Source organism: Pseudomonas sp. S9 (assembly GCF_000222125.1).
In the GTDB taxonomy this organism is placed as follows: domain Bacteria; phylum Pseudomonadota; class Gammaproteobacteria; order Pseudomonadales; family Pseudomonadaceae; genus Aquipseudomonas; species Aquipseudomonas segetis.
In genome coordinates this window covers 258,367-274,428 of the sequence record NZ_AFFX01000003.1, presented here as the reverse complement: position 1 = coordinate 274,428, position 16,062 = coordinate 258,367, and the positions used below count along the sequence as shown (strand labels likewise).

Sequence of the window (16,062 nt, the reverse complement as noted above, 5' to 3'; positions counted from 1 at the left end):
TGCTGTGGCATGCGCAGGCGGCGACCTGTAACCCAGGGCGCGGCTTCAGCTGTAGAGCAAAATAACCACCAGCGGCCCAAGTGCGGTAAGCAACACGTTGGCAATCGCATAGGGTACGGTAAAGCCCAGTACCGGCAAGGTGCTGCCAGCGGCGTCAGATGCAGCAATCATCGCCGCGTCCTGGGTTTGCGAGCCTGCCAGCGAGCCGACCAGAATCACTGTCGGAATCGCCAGCACGAAGCGACCAAAAAACAAGCCGACCAACAGCGGGATAAACGTCACCAAGGCGCCACAGCCGAGCACCAACAAGCCCTGGCTTTGCAATGCGGCGTAGGCTTGCGGGCCTGCAGATAGGCCCACCGCGGCGCAAAACAGGGCCAACCCCAAATCCCAAAAGACGCGCCCAGCCGGTGCGGGCATGGCGGCATTGCGTGGTGAGCGCGCGTTCCACCAGCCAATCACCAAGCCGGCAACCAAAGCACCACCGCCACTGCCCAAAGTCACCGCCACGCCGCCGATAGTCACCGCGGCCAAACCAAACACCGTGCCGACACCCAAGCCAAGGCCCAGCCAGACCAGATCCGTGCGCTCATCACGCGACACAATCGGGCCAATCATCTGCTGGATCCGGGCGATATCTTCCGGCAATCCCGAGAGCACCAATACATCACCGTTAAGCAGCACCAAATCCTGATGCATGGGCAACTCACGCCCTGAGCGGGTGACACGCTCAAGAAAAACCCCACGCGCCATCTCGCCTGCGCGCAGGGCGATCTCATGCACGGGCAGGTTGTGGTATTGATGGTTACTGAACACCAGCTCAATGGTTTCGATGGTCGCGCCCAGCAGCTCGGGTTCCTGAACCTCGCGTCCGACTAAACGCCGGGCCTGGATAAGATCTTCCCGGCGCCCGACCATCAGCAATAAATCGCCGCGCTGCAAAACCACCCGGCCAACGGTTTCTATCCAGGCATTGCCGCGTTTAATCCGCTCGCAGGACGCGCGCCCCGGAAGCATGGCTTCGAATTCAGCAATGGTTCTACCCGCCAGGCGCCTTACTTTGTAGACCCTGCGCTCCACCGGCCGCAGATTCAAGCCGATGGTGTCGCCCTCGATATGCTGCGCCTCATAGCGTCGCGCATCTTCAGCCAGGTCGACCCCAAGCAGGCGCGGGCCGATTTGCGAACAGAACAGGACCACGCCCACGGTGCCGAGAATATAGGTCAGGGCATAAGCCACCGCGGCATTGCCCTCCATCAGCATCAGCTCATCATGACTGATTGGCAGCGAAGCCAATGCGCCATACCCCGTACCGAGCATGGCGGTCTGGGTCATGCCGCCTGCCGCCAACCCCAAAGTGGTGCCGATATCCAGCTGGAAATACCAGGACAACAGCATCGCTGTGCTCAAGCCGGTTGCGGCAATAACCAGGGTCACCACGGCCTGCTTCAAAGTTCCAAGGCCAAGGGATGCAAAAAACTCAGGCCCACCCCGGTAACCGACGGCAAATACAAAGAGTGAAAAGGCCAAGGTCTTGATTTGCCCCGACAAGGCAAAGCCATCGTCACCACCGAGCAGGCTGCTCAACACCGCAGACACCAACAGCACCCCGGCGGCATTGCCCAGGCTGAAGCCAAACAGCTGTATCCGGCCCAGGCCTACACCCAGGGCCAGGCTGAAAAACAGCATCACTTCGGGATGCTCACCCAGCCACTGGATTAAGACGTCCATTACAACCTCCTGTTGGCAAGCCAGCGGTACCCTGCGCGAAAGTTTCCGGATTCAAGGCTACTGTTCCAAAGCATAGGCGCAGATTTAAAAATCCCCTTGCCGGCATCCAACTATTTTCCGGTGCTTCGGTCGGCCCGAGCACAGTGCCGGGCGCCGCACCTGTTACACTGCGCGCCATTTCGTTTTTGCAGGTCTTTACCGTGACTAACACCGCCTTTTCATCTTTGCCACTTTCGCCCGCCATGCTGGCGAATCTAGAATCGCTCGGCTATGCGCAGATGACCCCGATTCAAGCGCAAAGCCTGCCGGTGATACTCAAGGGCATGGACCTGATCGCCCAGGCAAAACCCGGCAGTGGTAAACCCGCCGCCTTTGGTATTGGCCTGCTCAACCCGCTGAATCCTAGATTCTTCGGTTGCCAGGCACTGGTGATGTGCCCGACTCGCGAGCTGGCAGACCAGGTGGCCAAGGAAATCCGTCGTCTGGCGCGTGGTGCTGACAACATCAAGGTATTGACCTTGTGCGGCGGCGTGCCGTTTGGCCCGCAGATCGGCTCGCTTGAGCACGGCGCACAGATCATCGTTGGCACGCCGGGGCGTATTCAGCAGCACCTGGCCAAAGGCACGCTCAAGCTCGACGGCCTCAACACGCTGATTCTCGATGAAGCCGATCGCATGCTCGACATGGGGTTCTACGACAGCATCGCCGAGATCATCAGCCACACCCCGGATCGCCGCCAGACGCTGTTGTTCTCGGCCACCTATCCGAGTGCCATCAAGCAGTTGTCGGCCTCGTTCATGCGCGACCCGCAGCGGGTAAAAGCCGAAGCCCTGCACGATGACACGCAAATCGAGCAGCGTTTCTATGAGATCTCCCCGGAGGAACGCATGGATGCCGTGGTCAAGGTGCTGGCAAGCGCTCGCCCGGAATCAGCCGTAGCCTTCTGCTTCACCAAGCAGCAATGCCAGGAAGTGGTTGACCACCTGAGCGCCAATGGTATTTCCGCCGGTGCGCTCAATGGCGACCTTGAGCAGCGCGACCGTGACCAGGTGCTGGCGATGTTTGCCAACCGCAGCCTGAGCGTACTGGTGGCAACCGATGTGGCAGCGCGTGGCCTGGATATCGATGCCCTCGACATGGTGATCAACGTAGAGCTGGCCCGCGATTCGGAAACCCATATCCACCGCGTTGGCCGTACCGGTCGCGCAGGAGCCAAGGGTGTGGCCGTAAGCCTGGTTGCGCCACCTGAAGCGCACCGCGCCCAAGCGATTGAAAAGCTCCAGCAAGGCGCCCTCAACTGGCAGCCCCTGAGCAGCCTCAAGCCCCTGGTCGGCGAACCCTTGCAGCCACCGATGATTACCCTGTGCATTGGCGCCGGACGCAAGGACAAGCTGCGTCCCGGCGACATTCTCGGTGCACTGACTGGCGATGCCGGTATTGCTGGCACCCAGGTCGGCAAGATCGCCATTTTCGACTTCCAGGCTTACGTGGCAGTCGAGCGCGGTGTTGCCAAGCAGGCCCTCAAACGCCTCAACGACGGCAAGATCAAAGGCCGCAGCCTGCGCGTTAGAGCGCTTTAGGCCCGTCGACCCAGCAGTTTGCCAGTCAAGCGCTGAAACAAAACGGCCAGCGCTCGCTCTATTGCCTTGATGGACTCTCCAATCAAGGCAGGAGCAGCACATGAACGCTCGCAAATTATTTACCAGCCTGATCCTGATGGCGGTCAGCTCGATGAGGGCTGCAGCCGAAGGACTGGTTAGGCTTAAAAGCCCCTACGATGTCAGCCAGACGATGCAACGTGTCGAGCATGCAGTCGGCACCCGTGAGCTGACGGTTTTTGCCAAGGTCGATCATGCTGCCGGCGCGGCGAAGGTCGGCTTGCCCCTGCGGCCGACCCAACTGCTGATTTTCGGCAACCCCAAAGGTGGCACGCCGCTGATGGAGTGCGCGCAGACCTCGGCAATCGATTTACCGCTCAAGGTGCTGGTCTGGCAGGATGCCTCGGAACAAGTCTGGGTCGGTTACAACGATCCGGCGTACATAGGCGCGCGGCACAGTGCCGGCGACTGCCCGGTGATTGGCAAGCTGCAAGCCGCTCTGCAGGCCATCGCCGATGAGAGCGTCGCGCCTCAAGCACCCTGATCCGGCGATACGCGGCTGGCGCCTTCGGGTAATATGCCCGCACTTTGTGCCTGGGTTGAGGAAGTTGCTGTGCTCGCTGCGAATGTTGTGATCATCGGTGCCGGCGCCGCCGGACTTATGTGCGCCCTGACTGCGGCGGGGCGGGGGGCCGGACTTATGTGCGCCCTGACTGCGGCGGGTCGGGGTCGTAGTGTTCTGTTGCTTGACCACGCCAACAAAGGGGGCAAGAAGATCCTTATGTCTGGCGGTTGGCGCTGCAACTTCAACAACATGTATTGCGAGCCGGCCAACTTCCTTTCGGGCAACCCGCACTTCTGCAAATCAGCCCTGGCGCGCTACAGCCAGTGGGACTTTATCGGCCTGGTCGCCAAGCATGGCGTGCCCTATCACGAAAAAAAGCTCGGCCAGCTGTTTTGCGACAACAAGTCCAGTGACATCCTGCAAATGCTCTTGGCTGAATGCGCGGAAGCTGGCGTTGACCTGCGCCTGGATACCTCGTTCAAAACCATCAGCAAGCAAGAAAGCGGCTACAACCTTTAAACCACCCTTGGCCCGGTGCAATGCCAGTCGCTGGTCATTGCCACGGGCGGGCTTTCCATCCCGACCCTGGGCGCCACTGGCTTTGGTTATCAGGTCGCCAGGCAGTTTGGCCATGAGCTGCTGCCAACCCGCGCAGGCCTGGTGCCATTTACCATTACCGACCCGCAACTCAAAACCCTGTGCACGGAACTGTCCGGCACTTCGGTTGAAGACTGCATGGTCAGTTGCAACGGCACCAGCTTCCGCGAAAACATCCTGTTTACCCACCGTGGACTGAGTGGCCCGGCCATCCTGCAGATTTCCTCGTACTGGCAACCTGGCGACAGCATCGCAATCGACCTGCTGCCCCATATCGATCTTCCCCAATGGCTGGCCACCCAGCAACTTGAACGCCCTAACTCCGAACTCAAGACCCTGCTCGCGGAGCTTTTCACCAAGAAAATGGCAGCTTTGCTTGCCGACAGCTGGTTTGCCTCCAAACCCATGAAGCAGTACACACCGGGCGAACTGAAGACTATTGCCGAGGCGCTATCCAACTGGCAATTGGTGCCCTCAGGCACCGAAGGCTACCGCACGGCGGAAGTCACCCTGGGCGGAGTCGACACCCGCGAGGTTTCATCGAAAACCCTTGAGTCGTTGAAGTCCCCAGGGCTGTACTTTATCGGCGAAGTACTGGATGTCACCGGCCACCTGGGCGGGTTCAACTTCCAGTGGGCCTGGGCATCAGGCTATGCAGCCGCCCAATATGTCTAACCACTGAGCCGGGACCAAACCGACCTGAATAGACGGCTCGGCAGCCCAGAACTCTGGCGCAAATTAATCCTGGCATGGAACTGCCGCTTGGCTGTGTGATCTGCTTTATTAGATAGAGTATTTGTAGCACGAGTGTCTCGCTGACAGTTTTCCGACCCTGCACAGGATTATCCGCTACATGACTCAAGACCAAGGATTGATCTTTGCCATTCTCGCCATCACCATGGGCTTGTTTATCTGGGGTCGCTGGCGACACGACATAGTCTCGCTCGGCGCATTGCTTGCCTGTGTTATCTGCGGCCTGGTGCCCGACCGGGACGCCTTCGCCGGCTTCGGCCACCCTGCGGTAATCACGGTCGCCTGCGTGCTCGTGCTCAGTCACGGCCTGCAGATTACCGGCGCGGTGGATGCCTTGGCGCAGCGGGTTATCCCCAAGAAAGCCGGGCCATTGCTCACCATGGCCGCACTGACCATTCTCGGCGCCATGTTGTCGGCCTTTATGAACAACGTCGGCGCGCTCGCCTTGCTGATGCCGATCGCCTTGCAGGTCGCCAACAAGCAATCGATGCCGCCAGGCCGCGTCCTGATGCCGCTCGCCTTCGGCACCATCCTTGGCGGCATGACCACCTTGATCGGTACGCCACCCAACTTGATAGTCTCCAGCTTCCGCGCGAAAACCGATGCGGGTCCATTTAGCATGTTTGACTTCAGCATGGTCGGCGTCGCTGTCGCCCTGATCGGCATTGCCTTTATCTTGCTGATTGGCTGGCGCCTGGTGCCAAAACGTCAGGTCGGCAATGCGGCCAGCTTCGAAACCGGCACCTACCTCACCGAAGCACGCGTACTCAAGGGCGGCAAGGCCGTTGGCCAGAGCATTCGAGAAGTCGAGCAATCGCTGGAGGAAGCCGACGCACAGATTGTAGCCATGGTGCGCAACAAAATGCGTCTTTCCGCGCCCAACCCGCGCCGGGTGCTTGAGATTGACGACGTGCTGGTGATCGAGGCCGAACCCGAATCATTGGGCAGCGTCTTGAGTAATCTCGGGCTGACCCTGGAAGCCAGTGACTCGGCGAAAAAGAACAAGGAAGCAGACCCGAAAAATGAACGCGAGCCCAGTACCGGCGAAGACCAGCCCGAGGCCGAGGATTCGGACAAGAAGGACAATGGTGAAGCCAGCGTGCTGCAGGAGCTATTGGTCAGGCCTGATGCCCAGCTGATCGGCCGCACGGCCAGCGGCACCAGGTTGCGCAGCCGGTACTCCATCAACCTGCTGGCCATTTCCAGGCAAAGCCACCGCTCTGTCAAACGCCTGCGCTCGACACAAATCCAGAGCGCCGATGTATTGCTGATGCAGGGTTCATTGGATGACATTGCCGAGTTTGCCGCAGACTATGGCTGCGTGCCCCTGGCTGATCGCGCAATCAGCATTCCCAACCCGGGTCAGGCCGGGCTGGCCATTGGTGTAATGGTCTGCGCTATTGCCCTGTCTGCGTTCGGGCTGTTGTCTGCTGCGGTTGCCTTTGCCTGCGGGGTACTGGTGTTTATGGTGATGCGCGTGGTGCCGTTGCGTTCGCTGTACGAGTCGATCGACTGGCCGGTGATTGTCTTTCTCGGCGCCTTGATCCCCGTGGCTGGCGCCATGTCCAGCAGCGGCGCGGCGGACTTGCTGGCCCGGCTGCTGATGGAAAACATCGCGCAGGGGCAACCTGTCGTGGTGCTTGCGGTATTGCTGATCGTCACCATGACCCTGTCAGACTTTATGAATAACGCCGCTACCGCCGCCGTGATGTGCCCGATTGCGTTGAGCCTGGCGACTCAGCTTGAGGTCAACTCAGACCCCTTGCTGATGGCGGTGGCCATTGGTGCATCCTGCTCCTTCCTCACCCCAATCGGCCACCAGAACAACACTTTGATCCTCAGCCCTGGCGGGTTTCGCTTTGGCGATTACTGGCGCCTCGGTTTGCCGCTGGAAATTGTCGTGGTGTTGGTCAGCGTGCCAATGCTGCTGTGGGCCTTGCCGCTGTAACGACCAGGCCCGCAAGCAACTCAGAGCTGTTCAAGCATGCCGGTTGCGCTGTGATACTCCAAGCCATGGGCTTCTGCCACACTGGAGCAGGTCAGCCTGCCCTTGGCAACGCTGAGGCCGTTGCACAGGTGCTGGTTTTCTTCGAGGGCACGACGTGGCCCCTTTTGCGCCAACTCGATAACAAAAGGCAGGGTTGCGTTATTGAGCGCCAGTGTCGAGGTGCGCGCCACAGCGCCCGGCATATTGGCCACGCAGTAATGCACCACATCATCGACTACATATGTTGGCTCTGCATGGGTTGTGGCTTTGGATGTTTCAGCGCAACCGCCCTGGTCAATGGCAACATCCACGAGTACGGCACCTGACTGCATCTGCTTGACCATTTCGGCACTGATCAACTTCGGTGCAGCAGCCCCTGGAATCAGCACCCCGCCGATTACCAGGTCGGCCGCCAGGATCTGCTCACGCAAGGTCGAACCCGTCGAATACAGGGTAGTGATGCGGTTACCGTATAACGAGTCGAGTCGACGCAGGGCATCGACGCTTTTATCCAGCACAGTGACATCAGCCCCCAGGCCAACGGCCATGGCCAAGGCATGACTGCCAACCACACCGCCGCCGAGAATCACCACTTTACCTGGCGCCACGCCAGGCACCCCGCCGAGCAGCACGCCACGGCCGCCCTTGGCTTTTTCCAGGCAATTGGCGCCGGCCTGGATCGACATGCGCCCCGCCACCTCGGACATGGGCGCCAGCAAGGGCAAGCGACCATGGGCATCGGTCACGGTTTCATAGGCGACGCAGGTGGCACCGCTGTTGATCAGGTCATCGTTTTGCGGGCGGTCCGGGGCCAGGTGCAAATAGGTGAACAGGGCCTGCTCCGGGCGAAGCCGGGCACGCTCTTGGGCCAGCGGTTCCTTGACCTTGACGATCAGTTGCGCGTCAGCGAAGAGCGCCTCGACGCTGGTCATTATTTGCGCCCCGGCGGCCACGTAATCGGCATCGCTAAAACCGATTGCAGCACCAGCCTGTGTTTCGACCAGCAACTCATGGCCCAATGCAGATAATTCAGCAACAGAGTGAGGTGTCAGGCCGACACGGTATTCATGGTTCTTGATTTCTTTGGGTACGCCAATACGCATAGCCACCTCCGGCAGGTCAGGTATGTCAGTGTTGTATTTCCTAAGTTTAGGAAAACTGACGTACAAGCCCGTCTGAAATAACCACTGATTTCAGTTAAAACGCCTGAAATCCAGAGTAATTCGGCACTAATCAGGCGCTTGATCAGGCAACAAGCACATCGCGGGTCAGTTGCCTTGGCCAAACAACAACTTGCGCGCCTGCGCCGAAACCAGGGCATCCGGGTCCGGGTTTATCTGATCGACCAGGGCATAGGCGCGCTGCACTGCAGGTCGCTCGGCAACACGCTCCAGCCAGGCAGCCATATTGGGAAAGTCAGCAAGATCCTGCTTCTGCCCTTCCCAGCCCCTGGCCCAGGGGTAGATGGCCATATCGGCAATCGAGTAGTCACCGGCAACGTAGTCGCGCCCCTCAAGCTGTCGGTTGAGAACGCCATACAGACGCGCCGTTTCCTTCACGTAACGCTCGATTGCGTAAGGGACAGGCTCAGGCGCATAACGATTGAAATGGTGATTCTGCCCGGCCATTGGGCCGAGCCCACCCATCTCCCAATGCAGCCATTGCAAAACCTCGGTACGGGCGCGCAACGAGCGCGGCAAAAACTGCCCGCTCTTGTCACCCAGGTATTCAAGGATCGCGCCCGACTCGAACACGGCAAGCGGTTCACCGCCATCGGCGGGCTCATGATCGACAATGGCCGGGATACGGTTGTTCGGCGCTATCTTCAGGAAGTCAGCGGCAAATTGTTCCCCTTTACCGATATGCACTGCACGAACCTGGTAGCTCAACCCCGATTCCTCAAGGAAGATACTGATCTTGTGGCCGTTGGGCGTTGTCCAGTAATACAGGTCGATCATGGCTTACCTCCGATCAATTCAAGCCGCGCGTTTTACCACCCCGAACTCAGCCTCATAGCGCTTTAGGATGCGCTGGAACCAAGCGTCGACTGCCGATTCGGCAGGCCATGGCTGCTCGCCAAGGCACCAGGCCCAGAAGAACAGACCTGCGACCAGATAGTCGGTGCCTGCAGGTTGCTCGCCATCCAGATACGGCTGTGTCTTGAGCCAGGCTTCAAGCGGGCCAACCGCCAGTACAAATGAGTCCAGGCCAAGCTGCCTGTCGGCAAAGGCTTCCAAGGTCATGCCAAGGGCTTTCTCACGGCTAGTGCGGAAATAGTCCTTGTCCGCGTCATCAATTGCAGCGTACACCCGGGGTACCAAGAGCTTCAGCAGTGGCATGCGCAATGCGGTAAAGGTCAGCTTTTCCAGCAATCGCGCGCGGTTGGCAGCCAGGCTGTCGCCGAGCAAGGGTTGCTGTGGATAAGTTGCGTCCAGGTACTCGAATATGGCGACACTGTCGTTCACCACGGTTTCACCATCGCGAATGACCGGAACCAGGTTTTGCCCCGAGCACGCCAAGGGCTCTTTGTCGGTAAAGCGCAAGGGGCTCGCAGTAAATGGCAAGCCCTTGTGCGCCAGTGCCAAGCGCACCCGCCAGCAATAGGGCGAAAACAGAATCTCTGGGTCAGCGCCCCGCAGTTCGAATAGCTCCAGCATGCATGCCTCCTTTTTTAGGACTGATCAGTCCATATTTTGCTAAAAATTACCTTAACTGGCTCATCACCAGGTCCACGGTGGATGCGATTCGCTGCGCCGACACCCCCGACTTTACTTGCGTGCGCAAACCACTGATCACGGCTTGCAGGTAAAACCCCAAGGCTTCGGTGTCAGCCTGCGCACTCAATTCCCCCACGACCTGGGCGCGCTTGAGCGCAGCGCCCAAGACCTGGGAAAAACCTTCTGTGGCCTGTTTGGTCAGGCTCAGGATCTCGGGTTGATTGAGCGAGAACTCATTGGCCACATTGACCAGCATGCAGCCGCGCGGTATGCCATCAAGGCCATCGTCGTCGAGCACGCCCAGCAAGCGACCGCGAATGTACTCAAGGGGCGAGCTTGCTTGCTCGAGTGACTCGATCAACAGTGCCTGGCGGTGCTGGCAATAACGCGTAAAGGCCGCCTCGAACCAGGCCTGTTTGCTCGGGTAGGTTTGATACAGGCTGCTTTTCGACAAGCCGGTAGCCGCAAGCAGATCTTGCAGCGACGTGGCTTCGTAGCCGCGCTGCCAGAACACCTGCATGGCGCTTTCAAGGGCTTGCTCAGGGCAAAATGATTTAGGGCGTCCGCGATTCATTGGCACATTTAGAACCGATCGGTTCCAAATATCAAGCCCGAGGTTCAACCCGTTCATTGGCGGCTGCCCGCAGCCTCGCATGTATCGCCTGACCGGTAGCACTCGTCATAACTGATCCGTTAATCTGCAAGCACTCATGCAGCAAGGACTGATCCGTTAATCTGCAAGCACTCATGCAGAAAGCCCAGCCGATGACTCGTCCTTCATTACGCCAATCTTTGCGCCGTCTCTGGGCGTTGGACAAATTCAGCTACAGCCTGCGCGTCTTTATCGCACTGAGCGGCAGCCTGATCCTGTGCTGGTCGCAGGACCAGATGCACGCGCTGATCCCACTCTTCCTCGGAGTTATCGCCAGCGCCCTGGCCGAGACCGATGACAGCTGGCAAGGTCGCCTGACGGCGCTCTTGGTGACACTGTGTTGTTTCAGTGCCGCTGCGCTGACTGTGGAGTGGGTCTTTGGCTACCCTTGGCTATTTGCCGCTGCGCTGGCCGCCTCGGCCTTCTCACTGACCATGCTTGGCGCACTGGGCGAGCGCTACGCAACACTGGGCTCGGCGACACTGATCCTGGCGATCTACAGCATGATCGGCGTAGAGCAGCGTGGCGGCACCAGTGGTTCGCTTGTGCAGCCCATGCTGTTGGTTGCGGGCGCCGCTTGGTATGGCTTGCTGTCGGTAGTCTGGCATGCGCTGTTTTCCAATCAGCCGGTCCAGTTGAGCCTGGCCCGGTTGTTCCGTGAACTGGGCCGCTACCTGAAGCTCAAGGCGGCCCTGTTCGAGCCGCTGCGCCAACTGGATGTCGAGGAGCGCAGGCTGGCACTGGCGAAACAGAATGGCCAGGTGGTCGCCGCGCTCAATGCCACCAAGGAAATAATCCTGCATCGCGTCGGCAACGGTCGGCCTGGACGCAAAGTCAGTCGTTACTTGAAGCTGTATTTCCTGGCCCAAGACATTCATGAACGCGCCAGCTCATCGCACTACCCGTACAACGAACTGGCTGAAGCCTTCTTCCACAGCGATGTGATGTTTCGCTGCCAGCGCCTGTTGCGGCTACATGGCGAAGCCTGTGAGCGGCTGGCTGAGGCGGTCGAGTTACGTCAACCCTTTATGTTTCGCGAGCTGTGCAGCCAGGCCCTGGCCGATCTGCATGACTCGCTCGACTATCTGCGCCAGCAAGCCAGCCCCACGCAGCGTCATCTACTGCGCTCACTCAATGCCCTGGCCAACAACCTGGGCACCCTGGACAACCTGTTCAGCAATGCCAGCAACCCCGATGCGCTGGCGGACGAAAAAGACAGCAGCCTGCTCGATCGCGAACCACAGTCGTTCAAAGAAGTTCTTAACCGCTTCCGCGCCCAGCTCACACCCAGCTCATTCCTGTTTCGCCACGCATTGCGCCTGGCGATTGCGCTGACAGTCGGCTATGCCGTGCTCAACTGGATTCATCCGGCGCAAGGCTACTGGATATTGCTGACCACGGTGTTTGTCTGCCAACCCAATTACGGCGCGACACGGCGCAAGCTGGTCCAGCGGGTGAGCGGCACGGTACTTGGCCTGCTGATTGGATGGGCATTGTTTGACCTGTTCCCAATCCCGCTGATCCAGTCGCTGTTCGCCGTAGCAGCCGGGGTTGCATTCTTCGCCACGCGCACCAGCCGCTACACCCTGGCCACCGCCGCTATCACCTTGCTGGTGCTGTTCTGTTTCAACCAGGTGGGCAATGGTTACGGGCTGTTTATACCGCGCCTGGTCGATACCTTGCTCGGCAGCTTGATTGCAGGGCTGGCTGTGTTCCTGATCCTGCCAGACTGGCAAGGCCGCAGCCTCAACCGCATGGTCGCCACAACCCTGAGTTGCAACAGCACTTATCTGCGACAGATCATTGAGCAATACGCCCAGGGCAAGCGTGACGACCTCCGCTACCGGCTGGGGCGGCGCAATGCCCACAACGCCGATGCTGCGCTGTCGACCACGCTGGCCAACATGCTCATGGAGCCAGGCCATTTCCGCAAGGAGTCGGACATTGGTTTTCGCTTCCTGGTGCTGTCGCACACCTTGCTCAGCTATCTATCCGGCCTAGGCGCGCATCGCGGTGAAATCCAGCTGGATGAAACCCAGCAACACCTGCTGACCAGTGCCGAGCAACTGGCGGCCAGTCTCGGTGAAATCGCCAGGGGCCTGATTGATAAAAGCGGGGTGGAGATTCACAGCGACGCAGAAGAACAGCTTGCCCTTGAACTGGAACAGGTTCCCGATGAACTGGACGACCAGCAGCGCCTGGTGCAAACCCAGCTGGCGCTAATTTGTCGGCAGTTGGGCCCTATTCGCACGGCCTCGGCGCACTTGCTCAAAGGCGCAGCCCCCGACTAGGCCCGTGCACGCCGCCAATAGCAGGCTCAGGCCAGTCGCGCCTTGGCCGCCTGCGCCCGGCGTCGAATGGTCAGGTCGATCTTCAGGCAAATGGCCGCCAGCGCCAGAAAACCAATACCCAGCGAGGCGCGGGTGACATCCGTGCCGAACAGCTCGGATAACCACTGCGCGATTCCCGAGGGATTACTCGCCAACAGAGCCCCCAGCGGCACTACTATTCCCAGGAAGCAAAAGCCAATTGCACGTAACAGGTCCATCAAAGATCCTCCGGCCGGGCCTAACCAGCGCAGTATTTTCAGCAGTGACCAACTATCGTCCAAGCACTGACTTGGCAACACTAGACCTTGGTGCAAGACAGTTGCAACGTTCCCGCAACTCGGTCATTTCAGTTACCCTGCGCGCCAGCTCCCACCCAGTAGCCACTGCCCATGGATAAATCACTGCTGCAACAACTCGTACTGACCCGCCTTGAGGCAGACCTGCAGGCTGCGACGCACGCTGCGCAAGTCGCGCACGAAAGCGCAACCCATGAAGAGAACATCGCCGAGAACAAATACGACACCCTGGGCCTGGAAGCGGCCTACCTGGCAACCGGCCAGGCGCGCAGGGTCGAGGCAATCCGTCAGGCAATCACCCTGTGGCGTCAGTTGCAGCTGCGCCCTTTCACAGAAGAGTCCGGCATCGCCCTGGGCGCATTGATTTGCCTGGCGGATGAAGATGCAAGCGAGCAGTTGTTTCTGCTCGGCCCAAACGGTGCGAGCATGAAGCTGCACCATGGCGAGCGGAGCATTCAGGTAATCAGTCATGAGGCCCCGCTGGGCAAAGCCATGCTCGGCAAGACCCTTGGCGATGAAGTGATCTTGAAAATTGCCAATGGTACGCAACACTTCGAGGTTCTATGGGTCAACTAACCTAAGATTAGAAGGCTGAGCAACACTAGGTTGCAACAGCCACATCATCGACGGAGAGCCCCATGGAACAGCCTGTTCATGATCTACCCAGCTTGTTTGCCCAACTCGGCTTAGCCAACGACCCCGCAAGCATCGACGCATTTATCAGCACCCATTCGCCACTGCCTCAAGACTGTGTACTGGCCGAAGCCAGCTTCTGGAACAAGGCCCAGGCCGCTTTCCTGCGTGAAGAAATACGCGAGGATGCCGACTGGGCGGAAATCGTCGACCAGTTGAACCTGATGCTACGCGGTTGACGCACCTCAAATAGCAGCCAGGCACTAACGGCCAGCCCGATGCTGGTCTAGGCTCATACAGCCATCACTTTAGATTGTTGGAGCCTGTATGAGAGTCCTTCGCCTTACGCGACTGTGCTTGCCCCTGTGCTTAGCTGTAGTTGGCCCATCGGCGCTGGCCGCCGAATCGAAAGAGGCCCCGGACAGCGCGGTGACCGCCGAGGCCCGGGCTGTCTATGAGCGTATGCGCACCAGCCTGCAGGCGCTCAAACGGTACTCCGTCAGCGTGCAGGCGAGCCAGGACGAGGTCCTCGACTACGGCTACAAGCTGCAACACAACCCACAGGCAACCCTCGATGTGCAAGCGCCCACGCACTTGCGAGCGCAGATCAGCGGCGAAGCGCCGCGCCTGATCGTCTACGACGGTAAAACCCTGACCCTGGCCAGCCCAGAACAGGGTTATTACGCCCAAACGCCCGCACCGGCGACCCTCAACCAACTGGTCAACGGGCTGATTGCCCATGATGTTGAAATGCCCCTGGTCGACTTTCTCAGCCAAACCCGGCAAGCGCAATTCCTCGCGGGTGTTAAGCGTGGCCTGCTGGTCGATAGCGAACAGATCGATGGGCAAACCTGTGACCACCTGGCCTTTCGCGAACCAACTATCGACTGGCAACTCTGGGTCAGCCAAGGCGCGCAGGCGTTGCCTTGCAAGCTGGTGATTACGACCCGATACACCCTCGGTGATCCGCAGTACCAGGCGACCATGAAGTGGAATACCGATCCCGGTTTTGCAGCCGATCACTTCACCTTCGTGGCCGGCAAGGATGCCAAGCGTATTCCCTTCACCCGAGACAGCGTTGCGCCCCAACAGGAGCCACAGCCATGACAGCTCAAGTACCGCAGCTCCTTGGTTATTTGGCCCTGTCATTGCTGCTAATCGGTGCGCCACTGGTTGAAGCCGCTCGCCTCGGCGGGCACGGCGCTGGTGGAGGCGTGAGGGCACACAGCTCGGTGAGCCATGCGCGTGCCGCTAGCCAGCCGCGGGTGCAACCGAACCGCAATATTCAGCGTCCGCCAGTCAGGCGCGACAATAACGTCAATATCAATAAAAACATCAACATCAACGATAACCGCAACTATCGCCACGGCGACGTCGATATAGATGTCGACCATCACGGCTGGGGCTGGGACGAAGACGTAGATATCGACGTTGACCACAATGGTCGGGGTGACTGGGATATCGACGTCGATGTCGACCATCACCACCCGGTGGCGACTGCGGCCATTGTCACTGGCAGTGTCTTGGCCATCGGCTCGATGATCAACAGCCTGCCGCCCAACTGCCAGCAGGTCTACCGCCACGGCAACGAATATTACTACTGCAATAACCAGTACTACCAGGCGCAATGGAACAACAACTCGGTGGTCTACGTTGTGGTCAACAATCCATAGGCCACCGGCGCATTCAAGCCTGCGCCTTGGGCAGTTCCAGCCAGGTCAGGTAAACACGCAGGTCGAACTCGATTTGCTGGTAGCCCGGCAGCATGTATTCGCAAAGCTTGTAGAAGGCCTTGTTGTGCTCGGACTCTTTAAGGTGCGCCAGCTCATGCACCACGATCATGTTCAGGAACTCTGGGGCTGCATCCTTGAACAGCGCAGCCACGCGAATCTCTTTCTTGGCTTTGAGCTTGCCGCCCTGCACCCGTGAAATCGCAGTGTGCAGCCCCAATGCACGATGCGTCAGGTCGAGGCGGTTATCGAATAGCACCTTGTCGATATTCGGCGCATTGCGCAGGTGCTCTTGCTTGAGCCCCATTGTGTAGCTGTACAGGGCCTTGTCGCTCTGCACACTGTGCTTGCCACTGTATCGCTGCGCCAGGTAGTCACCCAGGCGACCCTGGTCCATTAACTGGCGTACCTGATCTTGCAGTGCAGCGGGATAGGCCTGCAGGTATTTAAGCGGCGTCATGGTCACAGATTAG

The 16,062-nt window shown here is 59.3% G+C and carries 15 protein-coding genes and 1 pseudogene; 9 read left to right on the top strand and 7 right to left on the bottom strand.

The features are described 5' to 3' along the window. Positions 1–45 precede the first annotated feature (45 nt). A complete protein-coding gene (locus PSES9_RS0107990) occupies positions 46–1,731 on the bottom strand; it encodes an aspartate:alanine antiporter (RefSeq protein WP_010485797.1) in 1,686 nt (561 codons plus the stop codon). A 242-nt stretch (positions 1,732–1,973) separates the two neighbouring features. Here PSES9_RS0107990 and dbpA point away from each other — a divergent pair, with 242 nt between their 5' ends. The 4 genes and pseudogenes from dbpA (at position 1,974) to PSES9_RS0107970 (ending at position 7,192) form a co-directional block, all read left to right on the top strand. Next, the gene (dbpA, locus tag PSES9_RS0107985) at positions 1,974–3,311 is read left to right on the top strand and encodes an ATP-dependent RNA helicase DbpA (protein WP_051120954.1); all 1,338 of its coding nucleotides are present in this window, start codon (positions 1,974–1,976) and stop codon (positions 3,309–3,311) included. 100 nt (positions 3,312–3,411) lie between these two features. Further along, on the top strand, positions 3,412–3,873 hold the full coding sequence (locus PSES9_RS0107980; RefSeq protein WP_010485793.1) for a DUF302 domain-containing protein: 462 nt from the start codon (positions 3,412–3,414) through the stop codon (positions 3,871–3,873). Between the two features lie 33 nt (positions 3,874–3,906). Next, positions 3,907–5,166, top strand: a pseudogene (locus tag PSES9_RS23165) (NAD(P)/FAD-dependent oxidoreductase). 178 nt (positions 5,167–5,344) lie between these two features. Next, entirely contained in the window at positions 5,345–7,192 is a 1,848-nt protein-coding gene (locus PSES9_RS0107970) for an SLC13 family permease (protein WP_010485791.1), read from the top strand. A gap of 20 nt (positions 7,193–7,212) precedes the next feature. Here the strand turns inward: PSES9_RS0107970 and ald are convergent, their stop codons facing one another. From ald to PSES9_RS0107950, 4 genes are all read right to left on the bottom strand, one after another. Then, positions 7,213–8,334 carry an alanine dehydrogenase gene (gene ald, locus PSES9_RS0107965; protein WP_010485788.1) on the bottom strand — a complete coding sequence of 374 codons (1,122 nt, stop codon included), beginning with the start codon at positions 8,332–8,334 and terminating at the stop codon, positions 7,213–7,215. 165 nt (positions 8,335–8,499) lie between these two features. Further along, positions 8,500–9,189 carry a glutathione binding-like protein gene (locus PSES9_RS0107960; RefSeq protein WP_010485785.1) on the bottom strand — a complete coding sequence of 230 codons (690 nt, stop codon included), beginning with the start codon at positions 9,187–9,189 and terminating at the stop codon, positions 8,500–8,502. A gap of 18 nt (positions 9,190–9,207) precedes the next feature. After that, positions 9,208–9,888 (bottom strand): glutathione S-transferase family protein, encoded by a 681-nt coding sequence (locus tag PSES9_RS0107955; RefSeq protein WP_010485784.1) that lies wholly within the window; start codon positions 9,886–9,888, stop codon positions 9,208–9,210. A 46-nt stretch (positions 9,889–9,934) separates the two neighbouring features. Continuing rightward, positions 9,935–10,579: a TetR/AcrR family transcriptional regulator gene (locus PSES9_RS0107950; protein ID WP_238530373.1), complete on the bottom strand. Its 645-nt coding sequence runs from the start codon at positions 10,577–10,579 to the stop codon at positions 9,935–9,937. A gap of 134 nt (positions 10,580–10,713) precedes the next feature. Between PSES9_RS0107950 and yccS the strand changes: the two genes are divergently transcribed. Beyond that, on the top strand, positions 10,714–12,891 hold the full coding sequence (gene yccS / locus PSES9_RS0107945) for a YccS family putative transporter (RefSeq protein ID WP_010485779.1): 2,178 nt from the start codon (positions 10,714–10,716) through the stop codon (positions 12,889–12,891). Positions 12,892–12,917: 26 nt separating this feature from the next. Here yccS and PSES9_RS0107940 read toward each other — a convergent pair whose 3' ends face one another. After that, the gene (locus PSES9_RS0107940) at positions 12,918–13,148 is read right to left on the bottom strand and encodes a hypothetical protein (protein ID WP_010485777.1); all 231 of its coding nucleotides are present in this window, start codon (positions 13,146–13,148) and stop codon (positions 12,918–12,920) included. Positions 13,149–13,319: 171 nt separating this feature from the next. Between PSES9_RS0107940 and PSES9_RS0107935 the strand changes: the two genes are divergently transcribed. The 4 genes from PSES9_RS0107935 (at position 13,320) to PSES9_RS23155 (ending at position 15,532) form a co-directional block, all read left to right on the top strand. Continuing rightward, entirely contained in the window at positions 13,320–13,802 is a 483-nt protein-coding gene (locus tag PSES9_RS0107935) for a GreA/GreB family elongation factor (protein ID WP_010485775.1), read from the top strand. 62 nt (positions 13,803–13,864) lie between these two features. Then, positions 13,865–14,098, top strand: coding sequence for a DUF2789 domain-containing protein (locus PSES9_RS0107930; RefSeq protein ID WP_010485773.1), 234 nt, complete (start codon positions 13,865–13,867; stop codon positions 14,096–14,098). A gap of 88 nt (positions 14,099–14,186) precedes the next feature. Further along, a complete protein-coding gene (locus tag PSES9_RS23160) occupies positions 14,187–14,966 on the top strand; it encodes a DUF2092 domain-containing protein (protein WP_010485771.1) in 780 nt (259 codons plus the stop codon). After that, positions 14,963–15,532, top strand: coding sequence for a hypothetical protein (locus tag PSES9_RS23155; RefSeq protein ID WP_010485769.1), 570 nt, complete (start codon positions 14,963–14,965; stop codon positions 15,530–15,532). Before PSES9_RS23160 ends, PSES9_RS23155 begins: the two co-directional genes overlap by 4 nt. Before the next feature lie 13 nt (positions 15,533–15,545). Here PSES9_RS23155 and PSES9_RS0107915 read toward each other — a convergent pair whose 3' ends face one another. Then, complete coding sequence (locus PSES9_RS0107915; protein WP_010485766.1) at positions 15,546–16,049, bottom strand: M48 family metallopeptidase; 504 nt, start codon at positions 16,047–16,049, stop codon at positions 15,546–15,548. Between the last annotated feature and the right edge of the window lie 13 nt (positions 16,050–16,062).

Excerpts from the sequence above, each read along its gene's own strand:
- PSES9_RS0107990 (WP_010485797.1), bottom strand. The coding sequence starts at position 1,731 with ATGGACGTCTTAATCCAGTGGCTGGGTGAGCATCCCGAAGTGATGCTG.
- dbpA (WP_051120954.1), top strand. The coding sequence starts at position 1,974 with ATGCTGGCGAATCTAGAATCGCTCGGCTATGCGCAGATGACCCCGATT.
- PSES9_RS0107980 (WP_010485793.1), top strand. The coding sequence starts at position 3,412 with ATGAACGCTCGCAAATTATTTACCAGCCTGATCCTGATGGCGGTCAGC.
- PSES9_RS0107970 (WP_010485791.1), top strand. The coding sequence starts at position 5,345 with ATGACTCAAGACCAAGGATTGATCTTTGCCATTCTCGCCATCACCATG.
- ald (WP_010485788.1), bottom strand. The coding sequence starts at position 8,334 with ATGCGTATTGGCGTACCCAAAGAAATCAAGAACCATGAATACCGTGTC.
- PSES9_RS0107960 (WP_010485785.1), bottom strand. The coding sequence starts at position 9,189 with ATGATCGACCTGTATTACTGGACAACGCCCAACGGCCACAAGATCAGT.
- PSES9_RS0107955 (WP_010485784.1), bottom strand. The coding sequence starts at position 9,888 with ATGCTGGAGCTATTCGAACTGCGGGGCGCTGACCCAGAGATTCTGTTT.
- PSES9_RS0107950 (WP_238530373.1), bottom strand. The coding sequence starts at position 10,579 with ATGAACGGGTTGAACCTCGGGCTTGATATTTGGAACCGATCGGTTCTA.
- yccS (WP_010485779.1), top strand. The coding sequence starts at position 10,714 with ATGACTCGTCCTTCATTACGCCAATCTTTGCGCCGTCTCTGGGCGTTG.
- PSES9_RS0107940 (WP_010485777.1), bottom strand. The coding sequence starts at position 13,148 with ATGGACCTGTTACGTGCAATTGGCTTTTGCTTCCTGGGAATAGTAGTG.
- PSES9_RS0107935 (WP_010485775.1), top strand. The coding sequence starts at position 13,320 with ATGGATAAATCACTGCTGCAACAACTCGTACTGACCCGCCTTGAGGCA.
- PSES9_RS0107930 (WP_010485773.1), top strand. The coding sequence starts at position 13,865 with ATGGAACAGCCTGTTCATGATCTACCCAGCTTGTTTGCCCAACTCGGC.
- PSES9_RS23160 (WP_010485771.1), top strand. The coding sequence starts at position 14,187 with ATGAGAGTCCTTCGCCTTACGCGACTGTGCTTGCCCCTGTGCTTAGCT.
- PSES9_RS23155 (WP_010485769.1), top strand. The coding sequence starts at position 14,963 with ATGACAGCTCAAGTACCGCAGCTCCTTGGTTATTTGGCCCTGTCATTG.
- PSES9_RS0107915 (WP_010485766.1), bottom strand. The coding sequence starts at position 16,049 with ATGACGCCGCTTAAATACCTGCAGGCCTATCCCGCTGCACTGCAAGAT.